Annotated in this window: 11 protein-coding genes and 3 pseudogenes; 10 read left to right on the top strand and 4 right to left on the bottom strand. The window is 69.4% G+C overall.

Annotation, left to right across the window (positions count from 1 at the left end; all coding sequences use genetic code 11):
* Positions 1-188 precede the first annotated feature (188 nt).
* From ACFWWU_RS34525 to ACFWWU_RS34500, 6 genes and pseudogenes are all read left to right on the top strand, one after another.
* Positions 189-405, top strand: a pseudogene (locus ACFWWU_RS34525) (DUF2236 domain-containing protein); the annotation flags it as partial.
* A gap of 158 nt (positions 406-563) precedes the next feature.
* Complete coding sequence (locus ACFWWU_RS34520; RefSeq protein ID WP_384152187.1) at positions 564-1,160, top strand: DUF1349 domain-containing protein; 597 nt, start codon at positions 564-566, stop codon at positions 1,158-1,160.
* A 271-nt stretch (positions 1,161-1,431) separates the two neighbouring features.
* Positions 1,432-1,691, top strand: a pseudogene (locus ACFWWU_RS34515) (IS5/IS1182 family transposase); the annotation flags it as partial.
* Positions 1,692-2,325: 634 nt separating this feature from the next.
* Positions 2,326-3,834: a globin domain-containing protein gene (locus tag ACFWWU_RS34510; protein WP_384152184.1), complete on the top strand. Its 1,509-nt coding sequence runs from the start codon at positions 2,326-2,328 to the stop codon at positions 3,832-3,834.
* A gap of 95 nt (positions 3,835-3,929) precedes the next feature.
* Positions 3,930-4,637, top strand: a complete 708-nt coding sequence (locus ACFWWU_RS34505; RefSeq protein WP_384152181.1) for a pyridoxamine 5'-phosphate oxidase family protein — start codon at positions 3,930-3,932, stop codon at positions 4,635-4,637.
* Between the two features lie 203 nt (positions 4,638-4,840).
* Positions 4,841-5,611 (top strand): LysR substrate-binding domain-containing protein, encoded by a 771-nt coding sequence (locus tag ACFWWU_RS34500; protein ID WP_384152178.1) that lies wholly within the window; start codon positions 4,841-4,843, stop codon positions 5,609-5,611.
* Between the two features lie 337 nt (positions 5,612-5,948).
* Here ACFWWU_RS34500 and ACFWWU_RS34495 read toward each other — a convergent pair whose 3' ends face one another.
* Positions 5,949-6,101, bottom strand: coding sequence for a hypothetical protein (locus ACFWWU_RS34495; RefSeq protein WP_384152175.1), 153 nt, complete (start codon positions 6,099-6,101; stop codon positions 5,949-5,951).
* Between the two features lie 143 nt (positions 6,102-6,244).
* Positions 6,245-6,649: a type II toxin-antitoxin system PemK/MazF family toxin gene (locus tag ACFWWU_RS34490; RefSeq protein ID WP_384152173.1), complete on the bottom strand. Its 405-nt coding sequence runs from the start codon at positions 6,647-6,649 to the stop codon at positions 6,245-6,247.
* Between the two features lie 166 nt (positions 6,650-6,815).
* Here ACFWWU_RS34490 and ACFWWU_RS34485 point away from each other — a divergent pair.
* The 3 genes and pseudogenes from ACFWWU_RS34485 to ACFWWU_RS34475 form a co-directional block, all read left to right on the top strand.
* Positions 6,816-7,310: pseudogene (locus tag ACFWWU_RS34485) on the top strand (IS701 family transposase); the annotation flags it as partial.
* A 169-nt stretch (positions 7,311-7,479) separates the two neighbouring features.
* Positions 7,480-8,064: a DinB family protein gene (locus ACFWWU_RS34480; RefSeq protein WP_384152170.1), complete on the top strand. Its 585-nt coding sequence runs from the start codon at positions 7,480-7,482 to the stop codon at positions 8,062-8,064.
* A gap of 689 nt (positions 8,065-8,753) precedes the next feature.
* Entirely contained in the window at positions 8,754-10,718 is a 1,965-nt protein-coding gene (locus ACFWWU_RS34475) for a HelD family protein (protein ID WP_384152167.1), read from the top strand.
* A gap of 82 nt (positions 10,719-10,800) precedes the next feature.
* Here ACFWWU_RS34475 and ACFWWU_RS34470 read toward each other — a convergent pair whose 3' ends face one another.
* Together ACFWWU_RS34470 and ACFWWU_RS34465 are read right to left on the bottom strand one after the other, a co-directional pair.
* Positions 10,801-10,944, bottom strand: coding sequence for a hypothetical protein (locus tag ACFWWU_RS34470; protein WP_384152164.1), 144 nt, complete (start codon positions 10,942-10,944; stop codon positions 10,801-10,803).
* 181 nt (positions 10,945-11,125) lie between these two features.
* Positions 11,126-12,190, bottom strand: coding sequence for a cobalamin-independent methionine synthase II family protein (locus ACFWWU_RS34465; RefSeq protein ID WP_384152161.1), 1,065 nt, complete (start codon positions 12,188-12,190; stop codon positions 11,126-11,128).
* Between the two features lie 531 nt (positions 12,191-12,721).
* On the opposite strand from ACFWWU_RS34465, the gene ACFWWU_RS34460 reads away from it, so the two are divergent.
* Positions 12,722-13,573, top strand: coding sequence for an MBL fold metallo-hydrolase (locus ACFWWU_RS34460; RefSeq protein WP_384152158.1), 852 nt, complete (start codon positions 12,722-12,724; stop codon positions 13,571-13,573).
* Positions 13,574-13,964 lie beyond the last annotated feature (391 nt).

Here is a 13,964-nt window from a genome sequence, read left to right as displayed (position 1 = left end):
CGGGCGGCGCACCCCCATGGCCGCCCAGGGTGGGGACCGGCGTGCGGCCGGTGCCCACCCGCCGGGGGCCCGGACGGCGGGGCGGCCCCGCCACGGCACCGTGCAGCCCGCCGCCGCGCTCACCGCCCTCGCGCACGCGGCAATGGTCCGCCGCCTGACGGAGAACGGGGAGCCCTGCCATGCCCCGGACCGAGGCGTTGGGGGTGCCCATCTGTCAGGAGGACATGATCGGCGGGCAGATGTTCTTCTCGACGCTCGTCCTCGACAACCTGCACCGCCTCGGCATCCACATGACCTCCGAGGGCGCCGACGCCTGCTACTACGCCTCGCCTCTTCGACCCGGTCGTCTCCGCGCCCATCCGCTACCTCGTCGGCGACACCTGCGCCGACTGGCTGGACGTCCCCCCGCCGCTGGACACCCCCGGCCGCCACGGTCTCCCCGTGATCCGCCCTACGGTCCGGCCGGTGGTCCCCGACTCCGCGGACCTGGACTTTCGGGTCACTTCTTGGATCTTCGTGGCTTCCTCTTGAGAGAGCTCGCCGACGTCGTCAGGGTGGGTGTCATGACCTTGGAATCCATCCTGGTGAACGCTCAGCACTGGGCAGAGCCCCCGGCCGCCCTCGAACTCGACGACGACGTGCTGACCGTGGAAGCGGGTGCCAGGACGGATGTCTTCACCAACCCGTTGACCGGAGAGGTCAGGAACGACGCGGCACGTGCTCTCCTGGTCCCTCCCTCCGGCGACTGGCAGTTCTCGGCCCGTCTCCGTGTGGACTTCCGAGCGCCGTGGGACGCCGGTGCCGTGGTCGTCTGGTCAGCACCGGACGTCTGGGCCAAGCTCAACTTCGAGCAGTCGCCCGACGGCCCGCCCACGTTGTACTCGGTCGTCACACGCGGGCTCTCGGACGACGCCGTGGGGTGGCCCCTCCACCACGGTCCGGTCTGGCTGAGGATCAGCCGCGTCGACGGCGGTTTTGCCTTCCACGCATCGCTCGACGGCGACTCCTGGCGCCTGGCACGCCAGTTCAGTCTGGACAGCGCGCCCGACGTGCGGGTCGGCATCGAAGTCCAGTCCCCGGTCGGAGACGGCTGTGTCGTCAGATTCGACCGCATGACGCTGACGCCGTCGCGGCTGCCCCATCTCTTCGACGGGCGCTGACCGGTACCGCCACCGGAGAGGAGAAGGTCGGGAAGCTGCCGGGGGTTGGGCCGCTCCCTCGAGGAAGAGGTTCACGGAGGAAGCGCCGTCGGTGTAGTCGACGCTGTCGATCTCCGCGGCGTAGACCGGCAGCCCGGACGACGGCGGCACCCTGGAAGAAGCCGGTCAGCGTGGGCAGCGGCATCGCGCCCACCGCCGATGGCACGTTCTCGACCGCTCCGGCGAGGACCCGGGCGCCTTGGGTGCTCGGTGGCCCCGCCCCGGTCGGCATTCCGACAACCGGCTTGTCGTCGTGGTCGGCCGGCCGTTGCCCGGCAAACGCAACGACGGCAAGGCGTGGGCACTGTCCGGAGCCAAGGACGCGGTCGGCCGCGCCACCGCGATCGCTGGCGGCGGCCACCGCGTTACCGGCCTGGTCATCCCGCACCGCGGCGAGCGCGGGCAGAGCGAACCGATCGCCTGGCAAGCAAGCACAACACTTCCCACTGCCAGGTCCGCGCCCGTGTCCAGCACGCCTTTGCCCGCGTGAAACCAGAGCACTGACTCGAAGATCTTTACGGGACAACCCTTCATGCGCGGCACCACACTCATCGCGCTGATCGACGGCCTGCCGCGCCGAGCTGCGGGCCCGGCCCGTCGTACCACGCGGAGGACATGTGCAGCACCAGCTCGTTGTCATTCCCGTCCACGCGGTGGTCGGTGACGACCCGACACGCCAGGGGCCCTGATGGCTCTCTGGCTCCGCTGTGGCACCTGTATGTGGAGGAAGTGAAGAACCCGAGAGTGCGGTGTGAGAGGTTCGGGCTGTCCTGCTTCTTTTCCGTCGGGAATTTCCTCATGAGCCTATGGCGAACGGCTCGTCGTATCGCTCGAACTCGTCGGTAACTCATCGCAGGGCCCGAGTTTCTCGCCCGTGCACCGTGTTGACCTGCTCAAATGCGGTGACGCCGTGTCGGCTTAAGGGCCCGTTCGTGAGTGCGTGCGGGCGGGGTATGGTCGACCCCGTTCGAACGTTCGCGTGCCGTCGCATATCAAGTGCGGTACGTGTCATTGGATTTCAAAGCTGGGGGAAACGCCGGGAATTCCGATACTGGGAGGGAAATCGGGACACACTCGGACCCCACGTACGCAGACGATCGAAAGATGTTCGAGGCGAGGCAAACCGATGGATGCTCCGACCACTACGTCCGCCGGTGGCGACAGGTCCGGTGACAGGTCTGGCGACAGGTCCGGTGACAGCTCCGGCGGCAGTCGGAGCGCCGGCTGGTTCGGCGCAAGCCCACAGCATCCCCGAGACGGGCAGCGGGACGCTCAGCAGGACAGGCAGCAGGACAGGCAGCGGGACGCCGAGGGCCGCATACCCAACCGATCCTTCACCCAGATACGCCCCGTGGGCAGCGGCGCCGACCGGAGCCGCACGGCACCCGATTCACCCGCCCAGGTTCCGCCTCAGCGGCAGGGCCCGACGCAGGCCGCCGCCCCGACTCCGGCCCCGGCCCCGGCCTCGACTCCGGCTCCGACTCCAGCTCCGGCCCCCACTCCGGAGGACACGTCCGACGTAGGTCTCCTGCGGCGCACCATGGCCGAGATCGAGCCGATCGCCGACAAGGTCACCTCGCACTTCTACTCCCTGCTCTTCCTCCGCCACCCCGACCTGCGGGCGCTCTTCCCCGCTGCCATGGACACCCAGCGCGACCGCCTCTTCAAGGCGCTGCTCACCGCAGCGACCCACGCGGACGACACGGCCACCCTGACCGCGTACCTGTCCCATCTAGGCCGCGGACACCGGAAGTACGGCACCCTTCCCGAGCACTATCCCGCCGTCGGCGAATGCCTCATCGGCGCCCTCTCCCGCTACGCCCCGCGGAGCTGGGGGCCAAGGACCGAGTCCGCCTGGGTGGCCGCGTACACCACGATCTCCCAGATCATGATCGACGCGGCGGCCGAGGACGCGCTGGTCGCCCCCGCCTCGTGGCGGGCGGAGGTGGTCGCCCATGACATGCGTACGCCCGACATCGCGGTGGTGACGGTCCGGCCCGACCAGCCGTACCCCTTCCTCGCCGGGCAGTACACCGCCCTGGAGACCCCCTGGTGGCCGCGCATCTGGCGGCACTACTCCTTCGCCGGCGCACCCCGCTCCGACGGCCTGCTCTCCTTCCACGTCAAGGCCGTACCGGCGGGCTGGGTCTCCAACGCTCTCGTGCACCGCGCCCGCCCGGGGCACGTCATCCGGCTCGGTCCCCCCGCCGGATCCATGACCGTGGACCACAGCACCGACAACGGGCTGCTGTGTCTCGGTGGCGGCACCGGCATCGCGCCCATCAAGGCCCTGGTCGAGGACGTGGCCCAGCACGGCCGCCACCGCTCCGTCCAGGTGTTCTACGGAGCCCGCCGGGACCACGACCTGTATGACATCGAGACCATGCTCCGTTTGCAGCAGTCGCACCCCTGGCTCTCCGTCCGTCCGGTCGTCGACGACGGCCCCGGCGGCGGCCTGGGCGCCCGGCTCCCGGAGGCCGTGTACGAGTACGGCCCGTGGCACACCTTCGACGCGTACCTGTCGGGACCGCCCGGCATGATCCGCCGCGGCGTCGACACCCTGGTGGACATCGGCATACCCGCCCACCGCATACGGCACGACTCCATCGAGGAACTGGTCGGGGCAAGGAATTGAGCACATTCGAACGTGAACAGGCCGAGCTCCGGCAGGCGGCGCCGGTACGCACCACTCGCCCGGGGAGCGACGGCGAACATCGGGTCCAGCAGCGCATGGGTACCACCGAACGCGCCGACAGGTTCTATGCCGACCAGGTCCTCGACCGGCTCAACACCCGGATGCGGGAGTTCGCGGCACGGCAGGAGATGTTCTTCCTGGCGACCGCCGACCGGCACGGCGAATGCGACAACACCTTCCGGGCCGGGCCGCCGGGATTTCTCCACGTCCTGGACGACCGGACCCTCGCCTACCCCGAGTACCGGGGCAACGGCGTTCAGGCCAGCCTCGGCAACATCGAGGAGAACCCCCACGTCGGCATCCTGATGATGGACTTCCTCCAGGACCGCATCGGGCTCCACGTCAACGGCACGGCGCGGATCGTGGCCGACGACGAGATGCGCCGTACGCACTTCGGTCTCGCGTACGACCCCGTACCCGGCCGGCGTGCCCAGGTCTGGGTGGAGGTCGCCGTCGAGGAGGCGTACATCCACTGTGCCAAACACATTCCCCACCTGCGGAAGGTGCCCCCGCGCGACGCCGGCCGCGCGTGGGGTACGGACGACTTCAAGCGCAAGGGCGGCGACTTCTTCGGAGCCGCCGCTGAAGCGGCCGAGCGTGGCACGTTCCTGCCCCCGCCCCGCGCGGACGCGGCCATCTGGCGAGCGGAGGCCGAAAGGGTGCTGGAACGGGCCGAGCGGCGTGCGGCCGCGGCGAAGGAACAGACGTTCAGCGGTTGGTTCAGCAGAAGCGTCTCCGCCTGACCGGTCCCTCCCCGTTCTGGTGTGCGGGCGTGGATCGGCAGCCGCTCTCGTTGGGCAGGCGGGTGGCATCGCGGACGGTCTTGATGGCCCGAACACCGAGCAGGTCCCATCGACCACCCGTGCTTCGGGACCCGCGGCTACTGGGCCGCGCAGGAGAAGACACCGGAGCGGTCATCGGTCAGGGAGCCGGTCAACGCGGCGACGTGTCGGGCGAATTCGATACGTTGCTCACGGAGGCGGGCCGCGTCCTCCTCGAACATGCCGACCGGATCCTCGCCGCCATGGAGGAAGCCGAGTGCGCGGTCGCAGCGGTCAAGGGCACGGTCGGCGTCACCGCGACGCTCGCGGCGTTGCCGTCGACCGTCGCCAGGATCGTGGCCCCCGCGCTGACCGCACTGGGCTCGCATCATCCGCAGCTCGCCGTGACCTGCCTTGTCACCGACCAGGCCCAACTGCGGGAACTCGTGCTCGGCACCGTCGATGTGGTGCTGGGGCAGCGATACCACCACCTGCCGGAGACCGCCCCCCGGGGCGTCGAGGTCTCGCCGCTGCTGGACGATCCGCTGCTCGTCGTCACCGCCGCCGACGGATCCGACGAACGTCGCGTCGTCCTGCGTGAACTGGCCACGCACAACCTCGTCGTGCTTCCGGCGACCACGGACTGCGGACAGGCCATCCTGTACGCCTGCCACCAGGCCGGCTTCACACCCACGACGCGCTACGTCACCGCCGACATCGCCGCCCAGCTCGCCCTCGCACGAGCCGGCCTCGCCACCGCGCTCGTCCCCCGAACGGCCATCGACCCGGGCACGCCCGGAATCCGCACGGCACCCATCGAGGACCACCCGATCCTGCGCCTCCTGTTCGCCGCGACCCGTCACACCGAGACGACCAACCCGACGACCGCGGCCGTCGTCGCGGCTCTGCGCACAGCATCGCGACACGATCGCACCACGCACCTCCCGCCGGCCTGAACGCCGTTCACTCCGCCGATGCGCTACGCAACGTGACTGCGAGCAGGGGGCGAACATGGGCCAGGACGCGGGGGAGCCCGTTGCGGCCAACGCGGTGATCCGGGGACGTGAGGGCGCCGTGGCCATGAATCTCACGGTGGACAGCGGCTCGCCGGTCCGCGGGTGGAGGGCGGTGAGGTCCATCACGGAGAACGCGCCATCGTGGATGCGCAGGGCGAGGCGGTCGCGGTGCAGGACGTCGAGCACGTCGAGGATGGGCCCGGTGCCGCACCCCAGGCGGAACATCTCGGAGATGTGCACAGCGTCGCGGCCGCGCGTGCGCGAGCAGCTCGCCGAACTACGGCCGCTCCAGCGGGTGAAGGCGGCCGGAGGTCCCGGCCTGCTCCTCGAAGACGACGAGGGCCTCGATCCCGGCCTCGTCCAGCACCAGGTTCTGGCGGTCGGTCGACTGCTGGTCCGTCGACCCCCGCTCGTAGACCAGGTCGGCCATGCCGCTCCCTGTTGTGGTGGCCGCATTCGACCCTAGTACTCAAGCCGTAGATCGTGACCTCGATGGTGAGGGGCGCCGAGGCGACAGTCGGACAGCGTCGACCATCTGGCCGAGACCGCCCACGCCGTCGGCTCCTTCTCCCTCTACCCGAGTTCACCGAGACGGAGGGCGTCCCTTATCTCGCTGAGCTTCGCGGTCGTCGCAGGGGTCTGCTCCTGCGCTTGTTCAACGAGTCGGAGGGCATCGTCAATCTCGCTGAGCTTCGCCGAGGACAGGACGGCCGCCCGCTCTATCAGGTCGTCCCGTGACACAGTGGTCAGCCACGTGCAAGGGGTGAGGCCTGGACGCGGGAACGCGAGCCGCAGCACGCCTTCGAACGGCACTCCTTCACCGGCGCCCACCATCACTTCGATGCCCAGACCGCTGATGTCGACGCCCGCCGGAGCGACGACCTGCATCACCCGGATCCCGGACGCGTCGTCTCCCGACAGGAGTACGACCAACCTCCGCTCGTCGAACTGGACCCACCAGACTTCGCCACGTTGCACAAGTCCTCCAGACACAGGGCGGCAGACAGGCGCTGCGCGAGCCTGACGCGCTGTGGAGACGGGTGCGGCCACCGTTGATCATCGGTGTGTGAAGACTGAAGATCACGCGTTGGCCGCAGGTCACAGCGTAAACCCTGCCCACTGGCAGGAGGCGTTCGAGGGCCTGATGAGCCGGAAAGCGGGACGGTTCACGTGGGTCGAATCCCGGCGCCGAGCCCGGAAGTTGGTACTCGGCCTGCTGTCGGACCTGCCGCGCAAGAACTGCTGGACCATCGCCGAGTGGGCCGGGGACAGGACCCCGGACGGCATGCAGCACCTGCTCGGGCGGGCCAAGTGGGACGCCGACCAGGTCCGCGACGACGTGGGTGACCACGTGGTGGAGCATCTGCACGACGACGAGGCGGTGCTGGTGGTCGACGAGACCGGCGACGTGGAGAAAGGCACCGACACTGTCGGTGTCCAGCGCCAGTACATCGGCACCGCCGGACGCGTCGAGAACAGCCAGGTAGCCGTTTACCTCGCCTACTCGACCCCGCGAGGGCACGCGGCGATCGACCGGGAACTCTATGTTCCGCGTTCCTGGACCTCCGACCCCGACCGCTGCCGGGCCGCCGGACTCGGTGACAAGACGGAGTTCGCGACCAAGCCAGAGCTGGCCGCCCCGGACGGGCCTGCCGCCGGGCGTCGCGGCAGCGAACGGGGTGAGAGTTCCGCGAGCTTCTCGTAGCAGGTCAGGGCGGCGGCCATGGCCAGGCTTCGGCTCTGCCATTCGTTGCGGACCATGTACGGGATCTTGAGACCACGAGCAGCCCATGGCAGGCTCATGCCGCATGATCGATGAATTCGCGAAAGACAACCTGCACGGGAGACTGCGGCGGGACCGCAAGGCGCTGCTCTGGAAACTCGACGGCTTGTCCGAATACGACGCCCGCCGACCTTTGACAGCGACCGGGACCAACCTCCTCGGCCTGGTCAAACACGTGGCCACCGTCGAGGCCAGGTACTTCGGCGAGGTCTTCGACCGCCCTTCCCCGGAACCGCTGCCCCGGTGGCAGGACTCCGACGGCAGCGATCTGTGGGCGGCCGAGGACGAGACCCGCGATCAGATCATCGGGTTCTACCGGCGCACGTGGGAACACTCGGACACGACGATCAACGAGCTTCCCCTCGACGCCCCCGGCCACGTGCCCTGGTGGCCGGAGCCTTATCCCAGCACGAACCTGTTCGCCGTCATGGTCCATGTCCTCGGCGAGTCCATCCGGCATGCCGGGCACGCCGATATCCTGCGCGAGGGCCTCGACGGCCGGACCGGGGTGCGCGCCGAACACGAGAAGCGGATCGACGAGGAAGCCCGTGCAGCCTACTGCGCGAAGATCGAGCAGGCCGCCAGGTCGGCCGCGCCGATCAAGGATTAGAGGTTGTCTCACGTGACGGCCGACTTTCGGCACGTCGCCCGCCACCGCGCATCGCCGCTTCACGGTATGGACCGAGGCCGGCCTGTGACGTCCGATCCCGCCGGGGACCACGGCGGCGCCGACCCGTCGAACTCCGCGCGGACAAGGCGTACTTCTCCGCCGAACACTCAACTACCGCCGCCTCACCGTCCGAGACGAACGAAAGGGCTCGCACCTCCTCGCGGTCCTCGGCCTGTCCGCCGCCCTGACCTGCTACGAGAAGCTCGCGAAACGTGCTCGATGGCGCCGGTCGCCTCGCCGGATCTTCCCCCTTTTCCCGAGCGCGGCAAAACATCGCCGGTATCCAAGGGCGCGCTCGGCATAAGGCGGGCGGGCATCGGGAGCGCAATGAGCGATATACGGAACGGCGGAATGCGTGACACGCCATACGGTCGGCCGTCATGGAGCAGTCGTAGGGTCATGGATTACCAAATAAGTCAAGATCCGTAAGGTCATGGCTGGCCAAGTAAGTCAAGACTTACCTTTAGGGAACATTGACCGTAGGGTGTGGCTCGAATCGAAGGAGCCCCCTGTTGTCGAAAATGAATGATTCCGCTGCGAGTGCGGTTGAATCGGAGCGGGATTACGTGTCCTCCCTATATGAGTTGCTCACCGAGCGGCTTTCCGAGGCGCGAGTACACCGAGCGAGTGTGCTGAAAGCCCCGGCGGAAGGCGCCGGTGAGGCATACGAGAGAGAAATCGCCGCCGAGCGTCTGGCCAAGGAAATCGGCCGGCTGGAGGGCGCCGAAAAAGGGCTGGTCTTCGGGCGCATCGACTGGACGGACGGCACGGCCCTGCGCATCGGGCGGATCGGACTGCATACGGAGGAGGATGACCTGCCTCTGCTCGTGGACTGGCGCGCGAACGCGGCGCGGCCCTTCTACGAGGCGACACCGGTCCACCCTATGGACCTGCGGCGGCGCCGGCACCTGCGCCTCGAGGAGCGCACGGTCGTCTCGGTGAGCGACGAACTGCTGGACGGGACCGCCCCGACCGACGAGGACGTCGTGGGGGACGGCCCGTTGACCGAGGCTCTGTCGGCACGGCGTACGGGCAGGATGCACGCGGCCGTCGCGACGCTGCAGGCCGAGCAGGACGAGATCGTCCGCTCCACCCACCGCGGGGTGACCGTCGTGCAGGGAGGGCCCGGCACCGGCAAGACGGTGGTCGCCCTGCACCGGGCGGCGTATGTCCTGTACGCGTTCCCGCGCGCCGCGGAGGAGGGTGTCCTGGTGGTGGGCCCGAACGCCCGGTTCCTCGACTACATCTCCCAGGTCCTTCCCTCGCTCGGAGAGAACGACGTCGTTCTGGCGACCTGCGGGGAACTGGCCGGAGTGTCCACGGACACGGTGGACCCGTTCGAAACGGCGCGTCTCAAGGGCAGCTCCGACCTCGCCGACGCCTTGGCCGGCCTGCTGCGCGTCCACCAAGCCCCCGCCGGTGACTTCACCGTGCGGGTCGGACAGGAACTGGTTCACCTGTCCGGCGAGGAAGTCGCCACGGCACGCGACGCCGCCGTGGCAGCCGCACCGGGGCACAACCCCGCGCGCCAGGTGTTCAGGGAGCTCTTGGTCGACGCCGTCACCAACACGATGCAACGAGACATGGGCGACCTCCTGGAGCAGATCGACGCCGATGCCGCCAGGATGACGGGCATGGACCTCGACCGGTTCACGGGAGCCGCCCAGCGCCGTGCCGAAGGCGCGGCCGACTCGGGTCCGGTCCACGAGCTGGACCTGGACGCCATCCGAGCCGATCTCCTCGACGACGCCGACGTCGACCGAGCGGTCGAGGTGTTGTGGCCGCGGCTGGTGCCCGGTGACCTCGTGAAGGCGCTCCTGGCGAACGCCGGCGCTCTCGCCGAGCGCCTGCCCCGCCTGACCGCGCAGGAGCGGTCCCTTCTGCTGCGCGGTCCGGACGACCCGTGGACCGATGCCGATGTGCCGTTGCTGGACGAGGCGGCGAGCCTGGTCGACGGCCCCCCCGAGCGGACGTACGGGCACGTCGTCGTCGACGAGGCGCAGGAACTGACCGCCATGCAGTGGCGGATGATCGTCCGCCGCTGCCCGGCGAGGGCGATGACGCTGGTGGGTGACTTCGCCCAGGCAGGCCCGGTCGCGGCAGCACGCGACTGGAAGGAAGCGCTGAGCCCCCACGTCGGGCCGCGGTTCAAACTGCACAACCTGACCGTCAGCTACCGCACCACGCAGGAGATCCTGGAGAGCGTCCGGGACCTGCTCACGCGGATCGCTCCGGACCAGAAGCCCACACGGTCACTGCGAAGCGGTGAGAGCCCTCGCACCGTGACCACTCCTCCGGACGGGTTGGTGACCGCCGTCGTTCAGGAACTCCGCGCCCAGAGCACCGCGCACCCGGGTGAGCTCCTGGGAGTGATCTGCGCGGACACCAGGGTGAGCGAGCTGACGGCCCAAGGCATCGCTCACCACGCACGCATCGTGCCGGCGTCCGAAGCACGCGGCCTGGAATTCGACGGGGTCGTCGTCATGAACCCCGAGGAAATCATCACGGCCCGCCCCGGTGGCGATAGGGACGTGTACGTGGCCCTGACCCGGGCCACCAAGCGCCTCTGCACCATCACCGTCCAGCCCGCCTGACGACCCGGCGCCCGCGTCGTCGCCCCGGGCGCACCCGGCGCGGTACAGACACCGGCCCACGCGCACGGGGCTGCTCGCCGCCTCACCGCTCGTGGTGGGCGAACTCGGGTATCTCGTTGGTCTTCGCACTGATCTCGCGCAAAGCAGCGGTCAAGGCATCGTGGTGGCGTACGGCGGTCAGCACGAAGACGCGACCCGTCCGCGCGGACCCGCTCCGCGCAGGCATTCGCCGTCCACGGCGTAGGCCGCACGGCGCGGTCGCGGCCGGGCCGCCTCGCGCGGCGATGCGGCGAGGCGGCGCCGCCCACGCTGCCTAAGGATCTCTCTTCCCAGCCCGCCGCCACGCAGCTGAGGCGGCAGGCGGAAGAGGCCCCCCAGGAGGGGAGGGGGGCGGTCAGCCCTTCCCGTCAGAGACCGAGGACTTGGGAGGCCAGGGCGGTCCCCCTCACGCGAGCCTCGATCTTGGCGAAGGCGAGGTCGCGTGAGGTGGAGGTGTCGTCGGCGAAGGGCGAGAATCCGCAGTCGTCGCAGGTGCCCAACTGGTCGACCGGGATGTACCGGGCGGCGAGCAGTACGCGGTCGCGTACCTCTTCCGGCGTCTCGACGTTGGCGCCGATCGGATCCGTCACACCGACGAACACGCGGATCCCAGGACGCAGTTGGTCAGAAATGATCTTGAGGACGCGTTCCGGGTCGGACTCGCTCGCCAGCTGGACGTAGAAGTTACCGGCCTTCAGTTGGAAGAGCCTCGGCAGCAGGCCCGCGTAGTCCACGTCCAGGCTGTGCGTGGAGTCGTGGTCCCCTCCCGGGCAGGTGTGCACACCGATGCGGGACCGGTCCTCCTCGCCGAACCGGCCGAGCACCTCGTTGTTGAGCCCGATGAGGTCATCGAGCAGGCCGCCTGACGGGTCCAGCTTGAGGGACAGCCGCCCTTCGGTGAAGTCCAGTTGCACGCTGTGGGCGCCGGCCTCCAGGCAGCCGCGGATGTCTGCCTCGGCCTCGTCGGCGAGGTCGCTCAGGAAGGTCTCACGGGGGTAGCCGGCGATGGGGTCGGCCGGGTAGAGCAGGCTGAGGGCGGACGGCGCGATGACCGCCTGCTTGACCGGGCGATCGGTGTGGCGCTGGGCGTCGCGCAGGTACGTCTCCGCACGGACCTTGTAGCGGAACGGCCCCGAGGTCAGGCGCGGGAGCTGCCGGGTGTGGCCGTCGGCGAAGGGGATGACGGCGCCGTCCTGGGCGAGGGTGGTGAGCCCTGTGAGGGGGTAGGTGAGGAAGCTGGGCTTTGCCTGTTCCCCGTCCACCAGGACGGGGCAGCCCAGCGTCTCCAGCCGGGTGAGGGTGTCGACCGTGGCCTGTTCCTGGATCTTGGTCAGTTCCGCTTCGGACAGCCGCCCTAAGGCGTGTTCGTTGAGGGCCTCCTGCAGGGAACGAGGCCGGGGGATGCTGCCGATGGGCTCGGTGGGGATGCTCATGGCCCGGACCCTAGGAGGCGCCGGAGACCCGGGCAAGGGGGCCCAGGCCGGGTGTACCGGTCCGCGCCCGGCCGGAACCGCGGCAGCGTGCTGGGCCGCGAGCAGGATCGCCGCAGGTCACCGTTGATCGGCGGAGTGATCGATGGGCGGCCGTCCGGAACCGGGGCCGCTGTTCGACCAGAGGGAGTGCTGGCGACAGTTCACTGAATCGACGCCTCGCAGTACGGGCGTCGCGTTGACCCGGACAGGACCTTTCCGTCGTGAAGCGCACCTCTTCCGTTCGCCTGCTCGGAACTCACCCGGCACGTGAGTCTGTACGTCCTTGCCGACCTGGGGAGACATCCGCTGATGGCAACGTTCTGACGACGGCCGCCCGCCCAAGCACGGCCCGGGACCCGGCCGGCGCCGTCCGCGCACGCCTCGTCGCTCACCGAAGCCGACCGTCACGAGTTCTGCGTTTGACGACAGCCCGGCACGGGGCTGCACTGGATTCATGGACGCTGCGGCGACTCCGTCCTAGGGAGAGCAGCGATGACAACCATGGAGAGTTTCAACCTTCTGCAGCCGTACAAGATCGCCGAGGAGACGTTCGTCATCCCGTGGGCCCTTGAGGCCCCGCCGGTCGGCCACTTCCCGATGAACTCGATGGTGATCCGGGGAGCCGAACCGGTCCTCGTGGACACCGGGGCGCCCGCGGTGCGCTCCCAGTGGCTGGAGGCAGCCTGGTCCGTCGTGGATCCTCTGGACGTACGGTGGATCTTCCTCACCCACGACGACCGCGACCACGCCGGCAACCTCCTGGCGGTCCTCGCGGCATGCCCGAACGCGACCCTGCTGACGACGTGGTTCTCCATCGGCCGCATGGCCGAGGAGTGGGAGACGCCCATCAACCGGTGCCGCTTCATGACCGACGGCGACACGATCGACGCGGGCGACCGCACCCTGGTCGCCAAACGACCGCCCCTGTACGACAACCCCACGACCCGCGCCCTCTTCGACTCGAAGACAAGCGTCCTGTGGGCCGTCGACACCTTCGCCACGAACGTGCCGACCCCCATGCCCGAAACAGCAGCGATGTCGCCAGACGAATTCCGCGACGGTCAGCTCTTCGGCGGACGCCTGGTCTCCCCCTGGGTCGCCCTGCTGGACGCCCAGAAGTTCGGGACGGTCGTCACCGACTTCCAGCACCTGAACGCCGATGTCATCGCCGGCTGCCACTGCCCGGTCCTCCGCGGCCCCCAGATCCCCGAGGCCTACGACCTCCTCCGCCGGCTCCCCGAAATCCCGCCGTGGGCAGAGTTCACCCAGGCCGACCTCGACCAGTGGATGACGGTTGCCGAGAGCTCGGTCCCACCGGAGCAGCCGCGGCCGTCGGGGACGTGAGTGCCTGCTTATGGCCGCAGAGGGACCCGTGCTGCCCACGGCGAGGGCGAGCCGACACAGACGAGGGCCGGGCCGGCAGGTGTCCTGGGAGCGAGCCACCGTCGCGGCGCATTCGAAGCTGCCGGCCACCCGTGTCGGCGTCCACCTACTCCAGCCAGCCGCACCGTCGCGTTCACCTCGTCCTCGTTCGGGAGCCCCAGGAACGTGTCCAGCAGTCGCCTCCCGATGTGCCGCGCGTCCCAGACGGCGGCCCGTTCCAGGCCGACGCACTCCTCGGGGGCGGCCGGTCGTTCGAGGCCCTCCGAGTCGTAGATCACGCCCGATCTTCTCCCACTGGTCGCCGGGGCGGACTCGGACGCTCTGCACGAACAGGAACGTCGTCGCGTCGAGG

Source organism: Streptomyces sp. NPDC058650 (genome assembly GCF_042717315.1).
In the GTDB taxonomy this organism is placed as follows: domain Bacteria; phylum Actinomycetota; class Actinomycetes; order Streptomycetales; family Streptomycetaceae; genus Streptomyces.
Note: the sequence above shows the minus strand (reverse complement) of the source record. Positions and strands in the feature narration are given on the sequence as shown.

Coding starts and splice junctions, on each gene's coding strand:
- ACFWWU_RS34505 (WP_384152181.1), top strand. CDS start 3,930: ATGGGTACCACCGAACGCGCCGACAGGTTCTATGCCGACCAGGTCCTC.
- ACFWWU_RS34460 (WP_384152158.1), top strand. CDS start 12,722: ATGACAACCATGGAGAGTTTCAACCTTCTGCAGCCGTACAAGATCGCC.
- ACFWWU_RS34480 (WP_384152170.1), top strand. CDS start 7,480: ATGATCGATGAATTCGCGAAAGACAACCTGCACGGGAGACTGCGGCGG.
- ACFWWU_RS34495 (WP_384152175.1), bottom strand. CDS start 6,101: ATGGCCGACCTGGTCTACGAGCGGGGGTCGACGGACCAGCAGTCGACC.
- ACFWWU_RS34470 (WP_384152164.1), bottom strand. CDS start 10,944: ATGCCTGCGCGGAGCGGGTCCGCGCGGACGGGTCGCGTCTTCGTGCTG.
- ACFWWU_RS34465 (WP_384152161.1), bottom strand. CDS start 12,190: ATGAGCATCCCCACCGAGCCCATCGGCAGCATCCCCCGGCCTCGTTCC.
- ACFWWU_RS34510 (WP_384152184.1), top strand. CDS start 2,326: ATGGATGCTCCGACCACTACGTCCGCCGGTGGCGACAGGTCCGGTGAC.
- ACFWWU_RS34520 (WP_384152187.1), top strand. CDS start 564: ATGACCTTGGAATCCATCCTGGTGAACGCTCAGCACTGGGCAGAGCCC.